Below are 15,460 nucleotides of genomic sequence, written 5' to 3' on the forward strand. Positions count from 1 at the left end.
CTTCGGTGGGGGGCCGGCCCCCCCCCCCGCTCCGCGGCCCGGCCGGGGGGCCCCCCCCCCCCCGGCGGGGCCGCGCCCCCCCCCCCCCCCCCCCCCCCCGGGGGGGCAGACGCCGCCCCGCCGGCGGCGCTAAGCCCCCCAGCCCTCAGGCTGGCCGGGTGGGCTGTTGGCTGGGTCGTTCGGCCACTGCTTTTCCTCGCCGATCCCGGACGGCCGACGTCGGTTTTACGCGGTTGCGAACCGGAACCGCCGGGCGCTTCCCCTAGAAATGCAGGTCCAGCGGCTGCGGATAGGCCTGGCCCGGATCCGCGGCCTTCGGCGTCTGGCCCGCCAAGGGCACGACGCCGCCGGTTGCCGTCTCATCGAGCGGCGGCCGATGCTTGCCCGTGGTTGCGGCCTTGGTGTCGGTCACCAGAATTTTGGTCTTGGCTCCGGCGCCTTGCGTCAGCGCGACTGAGAGGAGAAGCGCCGTCAACGCGGATAGGACGATCCTCATGGCAGGTTTCCTTTCCTGGTTCCGAGGCCTCCTCATTGGCTGAAGCCCGATGCGTCGAGCAGCGCGACCTGGTTGCCGTCGATCCCCACGAAGGAAGGGGATGATGACGTGGTCGAGCCCCGCATTCAGCGCATTTTTCATGATGGTCCGCCCTAGCCCGAAGCGAGCTTAGCGCCGGCCGCCCGGGGGCAAAGGGCGGCCATGTGGAAGGCCGTGGAATTCTCCGGAATTTCCGCGGCATCGGCCTGTGGAAGGTCGGAGCGCAGACATCGGGCGCAGGACGAAAGTCCGGCGCGGAGCGTGGCGACCATGCGTATGATGAGTCGACGCCGCCCGGCGGGCAGCCGCGGCCGGCAATGGCCAGGCATGATTTCTCGGAAGGGCGAAGGGGTCCGAGGGGCGGTTCGATGGCACAACATATCGCGCAGAAGCTGAGGCTGACATCGGCCCTGCTCGGCACCGTCACCCGCAAGGATCTCGCGGCGGCGTTCCGTGCCGTCAACGCCAGGACGGCATTCGATCTCGGCCGCGCCGACAAGTGGCTGCAGGGCCGGGCTCATCCGCGCGAGCTCAGCGTCTACGAAGACTGGGCCAAGCTGCTGCGGCTGGAGCAGCCCGGCGCGTGGATCGCCGAAAGCGATCTGCCGGGCTTTACTGCCGCCATCTGCGCCCGTCATGGCGTCGACCGGGTCGCGCTCGAACGGCACGCCGCGCAGCAGTTCGAGGCAGCCTCCGCGCACGACGACCGTGCCCACAGCATCGCGCTTATCGGGACCTATGCCTGCTATTCGCGCGCCTGGTCACCCTATTATCGCGGCCAGCTTATCAAGGGCAGCCTGTCGATCGAGGGCGGGCCGGGCGTGCACGGCCTCACCGCCCGCTACCGCGAGGCGCTGCCGACCGGCCAGCTCGTGCTGGGCGGCCCGGTGACGCCGGCAAAGCGCGGCTTGTACATCCATGTCAGGGAGGCCGGCGGCGATGCCCAGTTCTTCTTCACCCTGTTCCCTCAGTCGCAGCCGGGCAGCGTGCTGGGCGGCTATTTGTGCGGCACAGCCATCATAGGCCCCGAGGCGCAGCCCTCGTTCACCAGGATCATCATGGTGCGACTGCGCGATCCGCTGCCGAGCGCCCCCGAATGGGGCGGATATTTGCTGCCGCAGGGTTCGATCGCCACCGATCTTGCGGCGCTCGGCATGGCCATCGAGCATCCAGAGGCCATTGACAGGCTGCTGGGGCGATTCCTCGGAGCCGACGGCGAGGGCGATTTCGGCCAGATTCCGCCGGCCGAATTCCGTGCGATCCTCGACGTCTTCGATCGCCGTTGGCTGCAGCACGCCGGTTGAACCGGGCAGTCGTGACGTTGTGTCGGACGATGGCGCCCGATGTTGCCGGCATGCCACAGCCCACATGCTTTCGGTTGTAGCCAGCCCTCATGCCCGCCGATCGCGCCGATTTTCTTTGACGGAAACCTTGTGGCGTTGCGTGGTGCGCGCGCGAAACTGGGCAAAGGGGACACCCTATGAAGAAGACTTACGAGAAGCCGGTGCTGTTGAAGCGCCAGAAGCTGTCGAGCGTCGTTGCAGTTGCCTCGAACGTCAGCGTGTAACGCCGGCGCGCCGATGAAATTGGCTGGCGGCCCATTGGCTTGCGGCCGATTATCTGGCGGCAGTCGCAGGGCGGCCAAATTGGAGCCCCGCTTGACGCGGTCCCCGCCGGGCATATCATGCTGTCTTGATTTCATCGTCGACCAGGCGAGACTCCGATGAAGAAGCCATATTGCAAACCGACCTTAGCCAGACGTGGCAGGCTTTCGGCTGTGACCGCCTCCTTGTCGTCCTCCGGCTTCACGTTCTGAAATCCCACGAACGCGCCGTCGACCCGATCGGCCCTGAAGCAAGCTGTTTGGAGCTGGAAGCTGGCCTGGCCAGGAGCGGGCGGTGCACCGCGCAGGTGCCCGCCCGTCCGGCGCCGCCGCCAAGCTGCTGAAACCCCGTCCGTCCCCAACAGCAACGGTCATGGCGTGACCAGTGCTTGCGGAGTGCCATTGGCGTGGGGTCCTGTCAACGCCGTCGGCGACGCCTTCAGGAGCGCCTTTTTAGCCTCCTTTTCGCGCTCGAAGCGCGCTTGGCAGTCATGCTGGGGCCACGGCGAGGAGCCATGAAACGGCGGAATTCCGGGCATTTCCGATACCCAGCGGACCGCCCCGCAGATATATGCGTATCCGCTTGAATGACATGATTTTTCGCCAAGACCGACCGTCCCATCGACCCTGACTTTTTTTGGGCGCATTTCGGCAGTGCAACATCGGCGCCCTGTGGCGAGGGAAAGCGCCTTTGGGCGCGTCTGTGAGCCGTTTCATGATCCGCTCATGAAAGATGTGATAGAATGTCTGTGGCGAATGGGGAAGTTGCGATGGCCAACCGGTTGTTCGAGGTCCTTGCCAGACGGCGCGGGTGGCTGGACCGGGTCGCATTGGGGCTGCTTGTCTTCCTGGCGACCCTGGTCGCCGCCCTGATGGGCGGGGCCAGCGCCTAAGCAATTGCAGGAAACGGATCTCTCTGTCCGATCGCTTTGAATTCGAAGTCGTGGGCCTGAGCCGCATCGGCCTCGGCCGCTCGGTCAGGTCGACGACGCGGGCCCGTCTGTCGGCGCCGGCGCGTCACCTTCAGGCCAAGCGTCCCGCGTGGATGTTTTTACGTTAGAGGTTGCGAATATCCGGCAGAGTCAGACCAAATGCCGTTGTCGCGCCTCTCGCAGCTCAGTCCTGCAAAAGAGGGGGTGCGCTGTAGCCGCGCAGGCCGGTTCCGTTGCAGGCCTGGCAGGAAACCCGTTGTCCGGGGCAATTGTCGCGCAACGTGCCCGAGGGACAGCATGAGCCTTTCGACGCCACCTGCTTTTCACACTCGAACACCTTGCCGGCGCCCAGGCACCGGGGGCACGCGAACTTCCTGAATTCGCTCAAGCGAGCCTCCGGCTTTGTCAAAAGCGCCCGGCAACGCGCTGGCCATGCCACGGGTTCCATCAGCGGCATGGTATTTCTTGCCTGTATTATACGTTAGTAAACGCTAATGTTAAAGAGATGTCCGCGGCGGCGAGGTTGGTTCCCCGCCAGCGTTAGCCCCTCTCAAGTGGTGGGGTTACGCGGCTCGCCACACACCTCTCTCACCAGTCCCCGCAGCCAGCGATGCGCCGGATCGGCATCGAGCCTCGGATGCCACAACAGCGAGATTGTCAGCGAGGCAAGCTTGACCGGCAGCGTGAAGGTGAACAGGCCCTCGCGCAGCGTGCCCGTGTAGCGCTCCGGCACCGTGGCGATAAGGTCCGAGCCGCGCGCCAGAGCCAGCGCCTCGGCGAAGCCGCCGACCACGGTCGCGATTGTCCGCGTCAGCCCGGCGAGCTCCAGCGCGTCATCCGCCGGGCCGCGATCGAGCCCGCGCCGCGATATCAATATGTGGCGGCCGGCCGCGAAGCGGGCGGCGGTGATGCGGCCTTCGCTCAAAGGATGGCCGGGGCGCACGACGCCGACGAAGCGGTCGCGGAACAGCGCCCGCGAGCGCACCTCCGGCCCGGTCGTATTGCCGATCACGCCGGTCTCCAGATCGACCGCGCCCTCGCGCATCGGGCCGCTTTCCTTGTCGGGCTTGGGCACGAAGCGCAGTTGCACGCCCGGCGCTTCCCGCGACGCGCGGGCCAGCAGCGCCGAGCCGAAATTCTCGACGAAGCCGTCGCTGTTGCGCAGCGTGAAGCTGCGGCTGAGCCGCGCGAGGTCGAGCCGCTCGACGGGCCGCAGCACCGCTTCCGCCTCCTTCACCAGCCGGCCGACCTGTGCGCCGAGCTCGACGGCGCGCGGCGTCGGCACCAGGCCTCGCCCGGCGCGCACCAGAAGCGGATCGCCGGTCGCCTCGCGCAGCCTCGCCAGCGCCCGGCTCATCGCCGAAGGGCTGAGCTTCAGCCGCCGCGCGGCCCTGGCCACGCTGCCTTCGGCAAGCAGCGCATCCAGGGTGACGAGCAGGTTGAGATCGGGTCGCGACATAAGCGCAACCATAGCATGGTTATCGCTCGATGGCATGGCGTCCTATGCACTGATCAAATGCAAATGCTGCGCATTCCGCCATATCGGCCACGCGATTATCTTCCCCGCAAGTTCACCGACGGAGAAGACATCATGGCCGATATTGCCGAGACCCGCGCCGCGCCCCTAAGCCATTCGACGGCGGGCGCGCTGGCCAGCCTGTCTCTGGCCATGCTCGTTTCCTCGCTCGCCACCAGCATCGCCAATGTCGCGCTGCCGACGCTGAGCGTGGTCTTCGCCGCGTCCTTTCCGGCGGTGCAATGGGTGGTGCTCGCCTATCTGCTCGCCATCACCGCGCTGATCGTCAGCGTCGGGCGCCTCGGCGATCTGGTCGGCCGCCGGCTGCTGCTGATCGCCGGCCTGGCGCTGTTCAGCATCGCCTCGTTTGCCGCAGCACTTGCGCCGTCGCTGGCGCTGCTGATCGCCGCGCGCGCCGTGCAGGGGCTGGGCGCGGCTGTGATGATGGCGCTGACGATAGCCATCGTCGGCGAGACGGTGCCGAAGGAGCGCACCGGCAGCGCCATGGGCCTGCTCGGCACAATGTCGGCGATCGGCACGGCGCTCGGGCCCTCGCTCGGCGGCGTGCTGATCGCCGCTCTCGGCTGGCGCTCGATCTTCCTCGTCAATGCCGCGCTGGGCGGCGTCGCGTTGCTCGCCGCCTGGCGCTTCCTTCCAGCGGCAAGCATCCCGCGCCAGACGACGGGCGCGAAGGCCCGCTTCGACATGCCGGGCACGCTGCTGCTCGCCGCCACGCTTGCCGCCTATGCGCTGGCCATGACCATCGGACGCGGCCATTTCGGCGGCCTCAACGCGGCGCTGCTCGGCGCGGCCATGGCTGGCGCGGCACTGTTCGTGCTCGCCGAGGCCAAGGTTGCGTCGCCGCTGGTCAAGTTCGCGCTGTTGCGCGACAGGGTGCTGGCGCCGAGCCTCGCCATGAACGCGCTGGTCTCGACGGTGATGATGGCCACCCTGGTTGTCGGCCCGTTCTTCCTGTCGCGGGCGCTGGGCTTGAGCGAAGTGGCGACCGGGGCCGTGCTGTCGATGGGCCCCGTGGTCTCGGCGATCTGCGGCATCATTGCCGGGCGTATCGTCGACGGGTTCGGGGCGGCGGCGATGGTTATCGCCGGCCTGATGCTGATGGTCGCCGGCTGCGCCGCGCTCGCAGCACTCCCAAGTCTCTTCGGCGTTGCCGGATACGCGGCGGCGATCGCCGTGCTGACGCCGGGCTACCAACTCTTCCAGGCGGCCAACAACACCGCCGTCATGGCGGATGTCGACAGCAGCGAGCGCGGCGTGGTGTCGGGCATGCTCAGCCTCTCGCGCAATCTCGGCCTCGTCACCGGCACGGCGGTGATGGGCGCGGTGTTCGCCTTCGCCGTGGGGACGAAGGATATCGCAGCGGCAGCCCCGGCGGCCGTCGCGCACGGGATGGCAATGACCTTTGCGGTGGCCGCGGGGTTGATCGTGGCGGCGATGGTGATTGCGTTTGCCAACGGTCGGAGGGAGCGCTGCAGCGCCTGATTTCCTGAGCCCGGCCAGCTCCTTTGAGACCGGATGCGGCCGGTGCCCATCGGAGGAAATTAGACTCCGCTAAACAAATGCAAATGTCAGAGCTGAGAAGTGTGGGCAGTGTCACTGAGGCCAACGCATGGATGGTCTAAACATCACCACAGGCAGGGGTTCCGCCGGACTGTCGAGTGGGCGTGGCGGGGAGATCGAAGCGATGCATGAAACATGGTGGCGGCGGCAGGAAGCTCAGCCTCTGATTCCGGAACGTGAACTTCGCTTTATGATGAAGCTCGGGCGTGTGGAACGCGACGAGGCAGTGAGATTGCTCGGGCGATACCGTGGGGACCGCGAGGCGGTATATGCCGAGTTGAGAAGGCGCGATATGATCAGGGCACGCAACGCGCGGCCTCACTGACCGTTTCATACCGCACCTCGGGAACTCACAGCCCGAGTGTCCAGCCGGCCGTCATCTGTGACTTCCTGGCTGGCCTGAACGGATCGGCCATGACGGTCAGTCGGTGGGTGGCCTCGACGAAGGCGTCTGCGGCCGTCTCGACGGCATCGGCTGAATGGTCAACCTTGTCGAAGCGCTTCACCACACGCTCATGCAGCATCGACAGCCTTGCGGCCCGGTGGAGATCGGAGCGCTTCTCGCCGTGCATATCGAGCGGGGCGAACATAACCATCCCCGAAAACGGCGATGCCCGGCGTTTGTTCCGGCCGGCCGGCGAGATGACGCTGCGCCGGGCTGCCTTCGAGCTTGGGCACACTTCCGCGATCGCGTAATTTCGCCGCCGCCTGCGAGGCCTATGTTTGCCTGGCGGCGGTGCCCATTCCGCCTTCGGCCGGTGCCTCAGCTATCCCAACACCCCCCACCCACTGTGGCACCGGCCTAATCTCTTGCGCGTTCAGCGCTTCCGAGGCCGCCAGGTGCCCGGCCTCTATCTCCAGTTCCATCAGCTTGGACTTGATCTCATGCGGCTCGGCATGTTCGAGCCCGACCACGTCGTTGCGCGTCTGCTTCAGCGCAATGACGATCTCGTCGAGCTTGGCGTGGATCGCGGCGGTGTCCCGGTAGCCCTGGATGAGGACCACCCCGGTGATGATGATGGCCGCCACCGACAGGGCATAGGTCACCGCGTTTGTGAGCCCGAACGGCACCAGCAGCGTGCAGGCGGCCATGGCGGCAAGCATCGCGTAGAAGCCTGGCGGCCGCGACAGGAAATCCGCGGCGCGGAAGAGCAGGCGGTTCATCGGCCGCCTACCCGAGCAGCATGCCGGCTACCAGCACGGTGAGCAGCATCGATGCCGGCACAGCCAGAAGCCAGCGCGCTTCCAGGACACTGTTGCGATTGTCGTCCATGTTCCTTGCTCCTGTTGGCTGGCGCCGTGCCGCGAATTCATGCCGGCAAACGAGGCTGGAAAGCTTTCGTTCCTCCGATCCGGCGACGGTCGCAAAGCGATGTCGGACTGAGGTCGGACCGGTGCACGAAGAGGACCGAGCGCCGCAACCAAAGCTGGGGTTTCGCATTGGGCCGCGCGCCGATTTCCACGCGCGCCGCCGATAGGGAGCCGACATGAGCGTTGATAGACCGACAGATGATGTGGACGACCAACCCTACGAGCCGGCGTTCTTCGCCGCCAAACACGGCCTGCCGCCGCGGCTCGCCAAAACGATGATCGAGGCCAATGGCCCCGGGCGGCGTGCCTGCGATGCGGCCGCCACGACCTACCTGCGCTACATGGCGCTTCGGCGTCGGCGCGAAGGCTGAGCCTTGCCGCCGGCTGCGCTTTTCGGCCTGCCGCGGTCCCGCGCCGCGACGCAACCCGGGCGGGAACCAAAGCGGCGGGCGACGGTTTATCCGGCGAAGGGATGATTTCAGGAATTAGGAATAGAGCAATGAAAACAGTGCTTCTTGCTGCCTTGGCGCTCTGTGTCGCCGCGCCCGCCGTCGCTTCCGCGGCCGAGGCCGATGTCATGATCAGGACGCATCACAGGCATTATTATCACCACCGCCCGGCGATCGTCATCAATGACGAGGGCCACCGTCTTCATCACCGCCGTCACGGCACGGTCGCCTTCTACGACAATGGCGAGCGCGGCTGGCGTTACCGTCATCACCGCCGCGATACGGTTGTCGTCACGAGTTCGATCGGCCACCGGCACCATCATCGTCCGGTCGTGGTCGAGAGCGGCTCCGATTACTGAGTTTCCATCTATCATTGAAAAATCCGGTCCGGCTCATGCGCCATTGCGCGCGAGCCGGACCTAGTCTTCATGGCCTTGCGGTGACTACGCCGCGCTTTTCAGGACCCCGGCCTGAACCAGCGCCGCCCGGGTTGAGGCTGTCCACCAGCCCGGTCGGGATCAGGATGGTGGCGCCGCGCTCCTTGGTCGTCTCGTAGATGATGTTCATGGCGCGCAGCTGAAGCGCCGCCGGATGGTCGGCATAGGTGGTGGCCGCTTCCACAAACTTCGCCGCGACTTCCGCTTCCGCGGAACCCAGGATGACGCGCGCCTCCTTCTCGCGCTCGGCCTGCGCCTGGCGCGACATGGCGTCCTGCAGCGCCACGGGGATCGCGACGTCGCGGATCTCGACCGACATCACGGTGATGCCCCATTGCGCCGTCTTGGCGCCGATGACGTCGCGCAGATGCTCGTCGGCCGCCTTGCGGTCGGAGAGCAGCGAGGACAGCATCGAGGAGCCGATCATCTCGCGCAGCGAGGTCTGCGCTACGCGGTCGATCGCCTCGCGGTAATTGGTGATTTCCAGCGCCGCCTGGCGCGCGTCATGCACATGCCAGAAGATGACGGCGTCGACATTGACCGGCACGGTGTCCCTGGTCAGCGCCTCCTCGGCGTTGAAGGCGGTGGTCTGGATGCGCTGGTCGATGACCGCCACGACATTGTCCAGCACCGGGACGATCATGAACAGGCCGGGGCCGCGCACGCCCAGCAGGTTGCCGGCGCGCAGGACCACGAAGCGCTGCCAGGTGTTGGCCATCTTCAGCGAGGCGGCGACCAGCGCCGCGATGACGAAGAACGGCGCCCCCGCCCATGGCCCGGCCAGCGCGCCGATACCGGCGCCGATGAGCGCGAGGACGGCGGTGAGGAAAAGGGTGATCGGATTCATCGAAATAGCTCCTTGTCGCGGCCTTTGGGGTCGCGCGATGCCGCAACCGGCCTCGCGAGGAGCGTCGGCAGCCCGGGATGGACCGCCTGGCCGGCATGTCTGGGATCGATCACGCTTGTCGCGAGGACAATCGACGCCGGCGCAATTCATATGGTGCGGCAAGGGGAGGTTCGCCAAGGGGGGCGCGGCTCTCGCCCATGCTGGGGCCCGGAGCTTGGCTTGCCCACCACCGCCCCACTCAACCGGGGAACCGCCCTGGGTGGCGGCCTTAACCCGGAAACAACTTTTCAGGCGCTTTTAATGACCCGATCGGAGGTCGGCATCGGCGCCATGTGGCAACATCTTACGGCAAATCTCGCTGCGGTGGCGCTGTTCGTTTCCGGCTGGAACTATGTGCAGTCCTGGCTCGAGGGACGCTCGCAAAGGTTCAGGCTGCTTGTCTTCGGCTGCATCATGGGCTGGGGCGCGCTGGCCTCCATGCTGTTGGCCGTCGAGGTTCAGCCGGGCGTCCTGCTGGATCTCAGGACGTCGCTGGTTGCGACGGCCGGCCTGTTCGCCGGCCTGCCGGGCGCATTGGTGGCCGCCGCCTTTCCACTGGGATATCGCATCGCCATCGGCGGCCAGGGCCTCACTGCCGGCCTGATCGGCATTGCGGTGGCGTTCGCCGCCGGCGTTCTTGCCAACCGTATCATTGGGCGCCGCCAAACGCGCGCCTGGCAAGTGCTGGTGTTTGCGGTTTGTGTTGGCCTGTCCGGGCTGGCGTCGATCTCGATCCTGCCGCAGACGGGCGCGCCCGCCATCGACGCGCGCCTTTTGCTGCCGCTCATCGCACTCAATATCGCGGCAACCGCCGTAGCCGGCCTTGTCGTGCTGCATACGCAGCTTGTCACCAAGGAGCGCGATCTGCTGCGCGCCGCCGTCGCCCAGGCGCCGGACTTCTACTACGTCAAGAACACGCGAGGCCAGTTCGTCGCCGTGAATCAGTCCGTCGCCGCATTCCATGGCTATGATCATCCGGTCCAGATGACGGGCAAGACCGACTTCGACATAGCGGACGCGGCGCGCGCCCAGATCCTCTTTGAGCTGGAGCAGCGAATGCTGGAATCGGGCGAGGGGATGGCCGATTTCGAGGAGCAGGTGCCCAACGCGGAGGGCAATCTCCGTTGGTTCTCTACCTCGAAGACGCCCGTGCGCGATGTCGAGGGCAATATCATCGGCCTGGTCGGCGTCACGCGCGACGTCACAGCGAACAAGCAGCTCGAACAGGCATTGCTCGAGGCCAAGAACCAGCTTTCCTACGCGCTGTCGGAAATGTCGGACGGGCTTGCCATGTTCGATGCCGAAGGCATGCTGATCTTCTGCAACGAGCAATACCGGGACTTCTTTCCGCTCACCGGCGACCTGCGCGTTCCCGGCACGAGACTGCGCGACATCCTCGAAGCCGTGACCGTGACCGGCGAGCAGGTGGGCATCCCCAAGGGTCACGAAAGGGAGTGGATAGACAATGTGGTCGGCGCGCTGCGCACGCCGGGCGAGCAGCAGATCAAGCTTTTCGACGGCCGCTGGCTGATGTTGCGGACAAGGCCGACAGAGGCGGGACTGGCGCTCGTGGTCGTTTCCGACATCACCGGGATCAAGAGCACCGAGGGAGAACTGACCACGCTCAGCAATCAGCTGGCGCAGCTAGCCAACACCGATCCGCTGCTTGGCGTGGGCAACCGACGCGCCTTCGATCAACGGCTGGCCGGCGTCGTTGCGGATGCAAGTCAGTCCGACAAGGAATTCGCGCTGCTGCTGATCGATGTCGACTCCTTCAAGGCCTATAATGACCGCTACGGACACCTCGCCGGAGACGAGTGCCTGCGCCAGATCGCCGATTGCCTGCGCCAGCGCACGCGCTCGGCCGATTTCGTGGCGCGTTATGGCGGCGAGGAGTTCGCCGTCATCCTGTCGGAGGCCTCGGCCGCCGGCGCGATCCGCGTTGCCAACGATTTGCGCGCCGCGGTGCGCGAGCGGGCGCTGAAACATGACCGCAGCGAGCGCAAGATCGTCACTATCAGCGTCGGCATCGCCATCAGCGGCCCCGCCGCTCGCCACAATCCGACGAGCCTGCTCCTCCAGGCGGACAAGGCGCTCTACGCCGCCAAGGCAAGCGGGCGCGACGCGACGCGGCTGGCGGAGCCGGACGTCGGCTTCCAACCCATTCCCCTTCCGCGCAAGGCGTGACCGAGCGCGGCGGAACAGGCGTCAATCGGCCTCGCCGCCAGAACCCTTGCCGCACTCGGCCAGCAGCTTGCCGATCAAGGCGCCTGAGCCCTTCAGCGGAAACGTCGCCGCGCCGTACTTGTCGGCGCTCACCGTCACGTCGCCCTTGCCGCGCAGCAGCGAAAGCAGCGGATCGGCGGGGCCGGAGAGCTCGGCGGCGAAGTAATTGTACATCGCCTCCAGCTCGAGCTTCTTCGCCAGGCTCTTGTCGCCGGCCTTGAAGGTGAAGGAGCCGCTGATGCCGGGCTCCAGCTGCCCGCCCGCGGCGCCGAGGTCGTAGCTCAGCACCGGCTGGGCGGTGGCCACGATCGTCTTCCCCACGTCCTTACCGCCACGTGGGGGCTTGAGGTCACCTGGCCTTGGCCGGCTGGAAGAGTTCCACCAGGTTGCCGGAAGGATCGACAAGCAGGATCTGCGAGCCGCCAGGCCCCGTCACGATGTCATTGCGGAAGCTGAGGCCCGCCGCCCGCAGCCTGGCAACCTCCGCCGCGAGATCCTCGACGATCAGGTGGATGCGGTTCCAGCCGCCTGGTCCAGGCCGCTCGCCGTCGGGCATCGGCCTGCCCGCGGAACTGGTCGGACCGCTGAGGAGCAGCCGAAGCGCTCCCCGCGTAACGTCCGCGAAGGCCGGCGCATGGTTGGAAAGCTGCGTGAAGCCCAGGTATTTCGTGTACTAGGTGAGGGCCTCTTCGACGTCGTTGACCATGTAGCGGACATTTACGGTCGTGGACATTAGCCTTGCCTCTTGCGTGAGCTGGTGAGGCAATCTAGTGCGCTTCACCGTTTCATGGAAACGGCGAAACGCACGACCTCTTTGTTTCTACGCATTCTGGACGGAAACCGCCCACGCTTTTCCTGGAATTGCTGCGGCCGGCTTATCGCCAGGCTGCCTCATTCTTCTGCTCATAGTCCCTGAACGCCTTGATCAGGCCGCCCAGGACCTCCGCCGACGTTTCGAACATTGCCTTCAGCTGAGGCTCATCGACCTTGGTGATGTCTTCCCGGAGGTGACCCTGAATCTCCTGGAATGCTTTCTGCATTTTCTGCGTGTGGTGCCGCGGATCGCGGTCGGCTGCGCTTGCCATCGTCCGTCTCCATTCTTGGAGTGATGCATTGCAAACGCAGGCGACAGAGGGCGGGTTCCGTCACCGGGCATTGCCACCGGCGGCGGGCGCGCCACCTATGGAGCGAACCCGACGCCGCAGAATTGCAGGGAGCAGGGCAATGACCGACGAAGAGGCTGCGATCCGACAGCTGGTCGAGACATGGATGGTGGCGAGCCGCAGGGGCGATCTGGAGACCGTGCTCGACCTGATGACGGACGACGTCGTCTTCATGGTTCCCGGCAAGGAGCCGTTCGGCAGGCAAGCCTTCGCCGCTGCCTTCAAAGGGATGGGCGAGACAAAGGTCGACGGCGCAAGCGAGATAGTGGAGCTCAAGGTCCTCGGCGATTGGGCCTATATCCGCAACCGCATCGACATGAGCGCGACGCCGCCGGGCGGCAAGCCGGTGCGGCGATCCGGCTATACGCTGACGCTGCTGCGCAAGGAAGCGGACGGGCGCTGGCGGCTGGCGCGGGATGCGAATTTGCTGGCTGGGTAGCGCGGGTTTGCCGCGGTCTTCAACGCCGCCAGGGCGGCTCTGGCGAAAATCGCTTGCCGATCCAGTCGGCGAAGGCACGGGTCTTGGCGGCCTGGCCTTTGACCGAGGGCATGACGACATAGACCGCGCCCTCGTCGGCCAGTGTCCAGTCTTCCAGGATCGGCACCAGCCGGCCGCTGGCGAGTTCGCGCCCGACCAGCCAGTCCGTGCTCATCATCAGGCCGACGCCTTGCACGGCGGCTTCGACCAGCACCTCGGCGTCGTCGCTGACCAGCGGTCCGGAAACCTCGACACGCACGCGCCGGCCATCGCGGTCAGTCATCTCCCAGGCCGGAAAGCTCTGGAAGCCGGTGAAGCCGAGGCAGGAATGTTCGAGCAGCGCCTGCGGCGTCTGAGGCCTGCCCCTTCGGGCGAGGTAGGAAGGGGCGGCGCAGAGAAGCCGGCGCCGCGTCGCCACCTTGCGCGCCACCAGGCGTGAATCCTCCAGGCTGCCCAGCCGCACGGCGACGTCGAAATTCTCCGCGACGAGATCGGCGAAACGGTTGGAGAATTCGGCCTCGATGCGCAGATCCGGGAACTCGGCGAGGAACTGCGGCAGGAACGGGGCTATCCACATGCGCCCGAACGTGCCGGGCAGCGCCAGCCTGAGCAGCCCGCGCGGCCGGCCGCCGGCATGGGCGGAGGCGGCGGCTTCGGCCTCGTCGACAGAAGCCAGGATCGCGCGCACGCGGACCAGGAATTCCGCTCCCGCCTCGGTCAGTGACACGCTGCGCGTGGTGCGATGGAGCAGGCGAACCCCGAGCCGTTCTTCCAGCGATTGCAGGCGGCGCGACAGGATGGTCGCGTCGCGTCCGACCCTCGCAGCCGCTCGGGTGAAGGAGCGCGCCTCGGCGACGGCCGCGAAGGCAGCCATTTCGGCAAGGGCCGCGGGTTCGTAGGATTGCTGCATTATTTGCAACACTCAAATTCAAAATCCGAGAATTATCGAGGCATAGCGCAGCAGATAGGTTCACTCAACCGTCAATCGACCAGCCACGGAGTGAACCCATGAAAGCCATAGAACTCAGCCAGCCCAGGCTCGACGCCTTCCGCGCCGCTAATGTCGCCACGCCCGAACCGCAGCGCGGCGAGGTGCTGATCCGCCAGCGCGCGGCGAGCCTGAATTTCGTCGACGTCGCAGTGGCGAGCGGCAATTACCCCGGACCTGTGTTCCCGCTGATCCCGGTCGCCGACGACGCCGGCGAGATCGTCGCGCTCGGGGAGGGTGTGACAGGCTTTAGCCTCGGCGATCGCGTTGTCGCCCATGCCAAACCGCGCTGGATCGGCGGCCGGCCGCGGCCGTATGAGATGAGGCAGATGCGCGGCATTTCGTTGCCGGGATCTCTGGCCGAATATGTTGCGCTGCCCGCCAATTCCGTCGTTGCGGTCCCGGCGCATCTCTCCTTCGAGGCGGCCTCGACTCTGCCCATTGCCGGCACCACCGCCTGGAACGCCATCCGCGCCGCCGAAGTCGGGCCGGGCTCGGTGGTGGTCCTGCTCGGCACCGGCGGCGTCTCGATCTTCACGTTGCAGCTCGCAAAGGCCGCCGGAGCCACCGTCATCATCACCTCGTCCTCGGACGAGAAGCTGGAGCGGGCGAGGGCGCTCGGCGCCGATCACCTGATCAACTACCGCTCGACGCCGGACTGGGACGGCAAGGTGCTGGAATTGACCGATGGCCTCGGCGCCGACCTCATCGTCGAGACCGGGGGCACCGCCACCTTCGGGCGCGCCGTCAACGCCACCGCGCCCGGCGGAACACTGTTCACCATCGGCTTCGTCACCGGCGCCGAGGCGAAGGTCAACCTGCTGCCGATCATCATCAAGGCGCTGAAGGTGGTGGGCAACAACACCGGATCGGTGTCCGACCTCAAGGACGCGGCGCGGGCCATCGGCGCGGCCCGTATCGAGCCGGTCGTCGACAAGGTGTTTTCGCAAGAAGAGGCGACCGAAGCCTATACCCGCATGGCGGCCGGCGGACTGCATTTCGGCAAATTGGTGTTCGGGCTGGATTGGTAGGAAGGGAAGACGTTGGAGATTGACGAAAGTCGTGGTGACGACCGATCTCCCCCCTTGTGGGGAGATGTCCGGCAGGACAGAGGGAGGCGCTGTCCCGCCGGCCTAAACAGGCTTGCGTTCCTCGCCCCCGCCAAAGGCGGGGGAGAGGTGTCCGCGAAGCGGACGGAGAGGGGGCCTCGTCGGGCGCTCCCCTCTCCGTGGGGGGGGGGGCCCGCCCCCCCCCCCCCCCCCACGGGGGGGGGGGGGGGGGAAAAAAAAAGCAGACCCCCCCAAAAAAAAAAAAAAAAACCCAAAAAAAAAAAAACACCCCACCAAACAAAAAAA

General features: G+C 66.3%; 15 protein-coding genes and 2 pseudogenes. 8 read left to right on the forward strand and 9 right to left on the reverse strand.

Features of this window, described 5'->3' with window-relative positions; translation table 11 throughout:
* Window positions 1-262: 262 nt before the first annotated feature.
* Complete coding sequence (locus P9272_RS15900) at window positions 263-496, reverse strand: hypothetical protein (protein ID WP_128261278.1); 234 nt, start codon at window positions 494-496, stop codon at window positions 263-265.
* A 407-nt stretch (window positions 497-903) separates the two neighbouring features.
* On the opposite strand from P9272_RS15900, the gene P9272_RS15905 reads away from it, so the two are divergent.
* Window positions 904-1,839, forward strand: a complete 936-nt coding sequence (locus P9272_RS15905) for a hypothetical protein (RefSeq protein WP_278161234.1) — start codon at window positions 904-906, stop codon at window positions 1,837-1,839.
* A 1,042-nt stretch (window positions 1,840-2,881) separates the two neighbouring features.
* On the forward strand, window positions 2,882-3,031 hold the full coding sequence (locus P9272_RS15910) for a hypothetical protein (protein WP_278161235.1): 150 nt from the start codon (window positions 2,882-2,884) through the stop codon (window positions 3,029-3,031).
* Between the two features lie 589 nt (window positions 3,032-3,620).
* On the opposite strand, the gene P9272_RS15915 is transcribed toward P9272_RS15910, so the two are convergent.
* On the reverse strand, window positions 3,621-4,529 hold the full coding sequence (locus tag P9272_RS15915) for a LysR family transcriptional regulator (protein WP_278161236.1): 909 nt from the start codon (window positions 4,527-4,529) through the stop codon (window positions 3,621-3,623).
* Between the two features lie 132 nt (window positions 4,530-4,661).
* Here P9272_RS15915 and P9272_RS15920 point away from each other — a divergent pair, with 132 nt between their 5' ends.
* Window positions 4,662-6,089: an MFS transporter gene (locus tag P9272_RS15920; protein WP_278161237.1), complete on the forward strand. Its 1,428-nt coding sequence runs from the start codon at window positions 4,662-4,664 to the stop codon at window positions 6,087-6,089.
* 428 nt (window positions 6,090-6,517) lie between these two features.
* Here the strand turns inward: P9272_RS15920 and P9272_RS15925 are convergent, their stop codons facing one another.
* Together P9272_RS15925 and P9272_RS15930 are read right to left on the reverse strand one after the other, a co-directional pair.
* Window positions 6,518-6,757 (reverse strand): hypothetical protein, encoded by a 240-nt coding sequence (locus P9272_RS15925; RefSeq protein ID WP_278161238.1) that lies wholly within the window; start codon window positions 6,755-6,757, stop codon window positions 6,518-6,520.
* A gap of 256 nt (window positions 6,758-7,013) precedes the next feature.
* Window positions 7,014-7,331 (reverse strand): annotated as a pseudogene (locus P9272_RS15930) (low affinity iron permease family protein); the annotation flags it as partial.
* Window positions 7,332-7,654: 323 nt separating this feature from the next.
* On the opposite strand from P9272_RS15930, the gene P9272_RS15935 reads away from it, so the two are divergent.
* On the forward strand, window positions 7,655-7,849 hold the full coding sequence (locus tag P9272_RS15935) for a hypothetical protein (RefSeq protein ID WP_128261285.1): 195 nt from the start codon (window positions 7,655-7,657) through the stop codon (window positions 7,847-7,849).
* Between the two features lie 128 nt (window positions 7,850-7,977).
* On the forward strand, window positions 7,978-8,286 hold the full coding sequence (locus tag P9272_RS15940; RefSeq protein ID WP_278161239.1) for a hypothetical protein: 309 nt from the start codon (window positions 7,978-7,980) through the stop codon (window positions 8,284-8,286).
* Window positions 8,287-8,353: 67 nt separating this feature from the next.
* Here the strand turns inward: P9272_RS15940 and P9272_RS15945 are convergent, their stop codons facing one another.
* Window positions 8,354-9,211 carry a slipin family protein gene (locus tag P9272_RS15945; protein WP_278161240.1) on the reverse strand — a complete coding sequence of 286 codons (858 nt, stop codon included), beginning with the start codon at window positions 9,209-9,211 and terminating at the stop codon, window positions 8,354-8,356.
* A gap of 300 nt (window positions 9,212-9,511) precedes the next feature.
* Between P9272_RS15945 and P9272_RS15950 the strand changes: the two genes are divergently transcribed.
* Complete coding sequence (locus P9272_RS15950; RefSeq protein WP_278161241.1) at window positions 9,512-11,437, forward strand: diguanylate cyclase; 1,926 nt, start codon at window positions 9,512-9,514, stop codon at window positions 11,435-11,437.
* A gap of 21 nt (window positions 11,438-11,458) precedes the next feature.
* Here the strand turns inward: P9272_RS15950 and P9272_RS15955 are convergent, their stop codons facing one another.
* The 3 genes and pseudogenes from P9272_RS15955 to P9272_RS15965 form a co-directional block, all read right to left on the reverse strand.
* Window positions 11,459-11,782 (reverse strand): hypothetical protein, encoded by a 324-nt coding sequence (locus P9272_RS15955; protein ID WP_278161242.1) that lies wholly within the window; start codon window positions 11,780-11,782, stop codon window positions 11,459-11,461.
* Window positions 11,783-11,825: 43 nt separating this feature from the next.
* A pseudogene (locus P9272_RS15960) lies at window positions 11,826-12,209 on the reverse strand (VOC family protein).
* 142 nt (window positions 12,210-12,351) lie between these two features.
* Window positions 12,352-12,561, reverse strand: a complete 210-nt coding sequence (locus P9272_RS15965; protein ID WP_128261290.1) for a hypothetical protein — start codon at window positions 12,559-12,561, stop codon at window positions 12,352-12,354.
* Between the two features lie 139 nt (window positions 12,562-12,700).
* Between P9272_RS15965 and P9272_RS15970 the strand changes: the two genes are divergently transcribed.
* The gene (locus tag P9272_RS15970) at window positions 12,701-13,078 is read left to right on the forward strand and encodes an SgcJ/EcaC family oxidoreductase (protein WP_128261291.1); all 378 of its coding nucleotides are present in this window, start codon (window positions 12,701-12,703) and stop codon (window positions 13,076-13,078) included.
* A 19-nt stretch (window positions 13,079-13,097) separates the two neighbouring features.
* Here P9272_RS15970 and P9272_RS15975 read toward each other — a convergent pair whose 3' ends face one another.
* Window positions 13,098-14,027 carry a LysR family transcriptional regulator gene (locus P9272_RS15975; RefSeq protein ID WP_278161243.1) on the reverse strand — a complete coding sequence of 310 codons (930 nt, stop codon included), beginning with the start codon at window positions 14,025-14,027 and terminating at the stop codon, window positions 13,098-13,100.
* A gap of 98 nt (window positions 14,028-14,125) precedes the next feature.
* On the opposite strand from P9272_RS15975, the gene P9272_RS15980 reads away from it, so the two are divergent.
* Window positions 14,126-15,136 carry an NAD(P)-dependent alcohol dehydrogenase gene (locus tag P9272_RS15980; RefSeq protein ID WP_278161244.1) on the forward strand — a complete coding sequence of 337 codons (1,011 nt, stop codon included), beginning with the start codon at window positions 14,126-14,128 and terminating at the stop codon, window positions 15,134-15,136.
* The last annotated feature ends 324 nt before the right edge of the window (window positions 15,137-15,460 follow it).

Origin of the sequence: Mesorhizobium sp. WSM4976, from assembly GCF_029625685.1 — a bacterium.
In the GTDB taxonomy this organism is placed as follows: Bacteria; Pseudomonadota; Alphaproteobacteria; order Rhizobiales; family Rhizobiaceae; genus Mesorhizobium.

Excerpts from the sequence above, each read along its gene's own strand:
- P9272_RS15900 (WP_128261278.1), bottom strand. The coding sequence starts at position 496 with ATGAGGATCGTCCTATCCGCGTTGACGGCGCTTCTCCTCTCAGTCGCG.
- P9272_RS15905 (WP_278161234.1), top strand. The coding sequence starts at position 904 with ATGGCACAACATATCGCGCAGAAGCTGAGGCTGACATCGGCCCTGCTC.
- P9272_RS15910 (WP_278161235.1), top strand. The coding sequence starts at position 2,882 with ATGTCTGTGGCGAATGGGGAAGTTGCGATGGCCAACCGGTTGTTCGAG.
- P9272_RS15915 (WP_278161236.1), bottom strand. The coding sequence starts at position 4,529 with ATGTCGCGACCCGATCTCAACCTGCTCGTCACCCTGGATGCGCTGCTT.
- P9272_RS15920 (WP_278161237.1), top strand. The coding sequence starts at position 4,662 with ATGGCCGATATTGCCGAGACCCGCGCCGCGCCCCTAAGCCATTCGACG.
- P9272_RS15925 (WP_278161238.1), bottom strand. The coding sequence starts at position 6,757 with ATGTTCGCCCCGCTCGATATGCACGGCGAGAAGCGCTCCGATCTCCAC.
- P9272_RS15935 (WP_128261285.1), top strand. The coding sequence starts at position 7,655 with ATGAGCGTTGATAGACCGACAGATGATGTGGACGACCAACCCTACGAG.
- P9272_RS15940 (WP_278161239.1), top strand. The coding sequence starts at position 7,978 with ATGAAAACAGTGCTTCTTGCTGCCTTGGCGCTCTGTGTCGCCGCGCCC.
- P9272_RS15945 (WP_278161240.1), bottom strand. The coding sequence starts at position 9,211 with ATGAATCCGATCACCCTTTTCCTCACCGCCGTCCTCGCGCTCATCGGC.
- P9272_RS15950 (WP_278161241.1), top strand. The coding sequence starts at position 9,512 with ATGACCCGATCGGAGGTCGGCATCGGCGCCATGTGGCAACATCTTACG.
- P9272_RS15965 (WP_128261290.1), bottom strand. The coding sequence starts at position 12,561 with ATGGCAAGCGCAGCCGACCGCGATCCGCGGCACCACACGCAGAAAATG.
- P9272_RS15970 (WP_128261291.1), top strand. The coding sequence starts at position 12,701 with ATGACCGACGAAGAGGCTGCGATCCGACAGCTGGTCGAGACATGGATG.
- P9272_RS15975 (WP_278161243.1), bottom strand. The coding sequence starts at position 14,027 with ATGCAGCAATCCTACGAACCCGCGGCCCTTGCCGAAATGGCTGCCTTC.
- P9272_RS15980 (WP_278161244.1), top strand. The coding sequence starts at position 14,126 with ATGAAAGCCATAGAACTCAGCCAGCCCAGGCTCGACGCCTTCCGCGCC.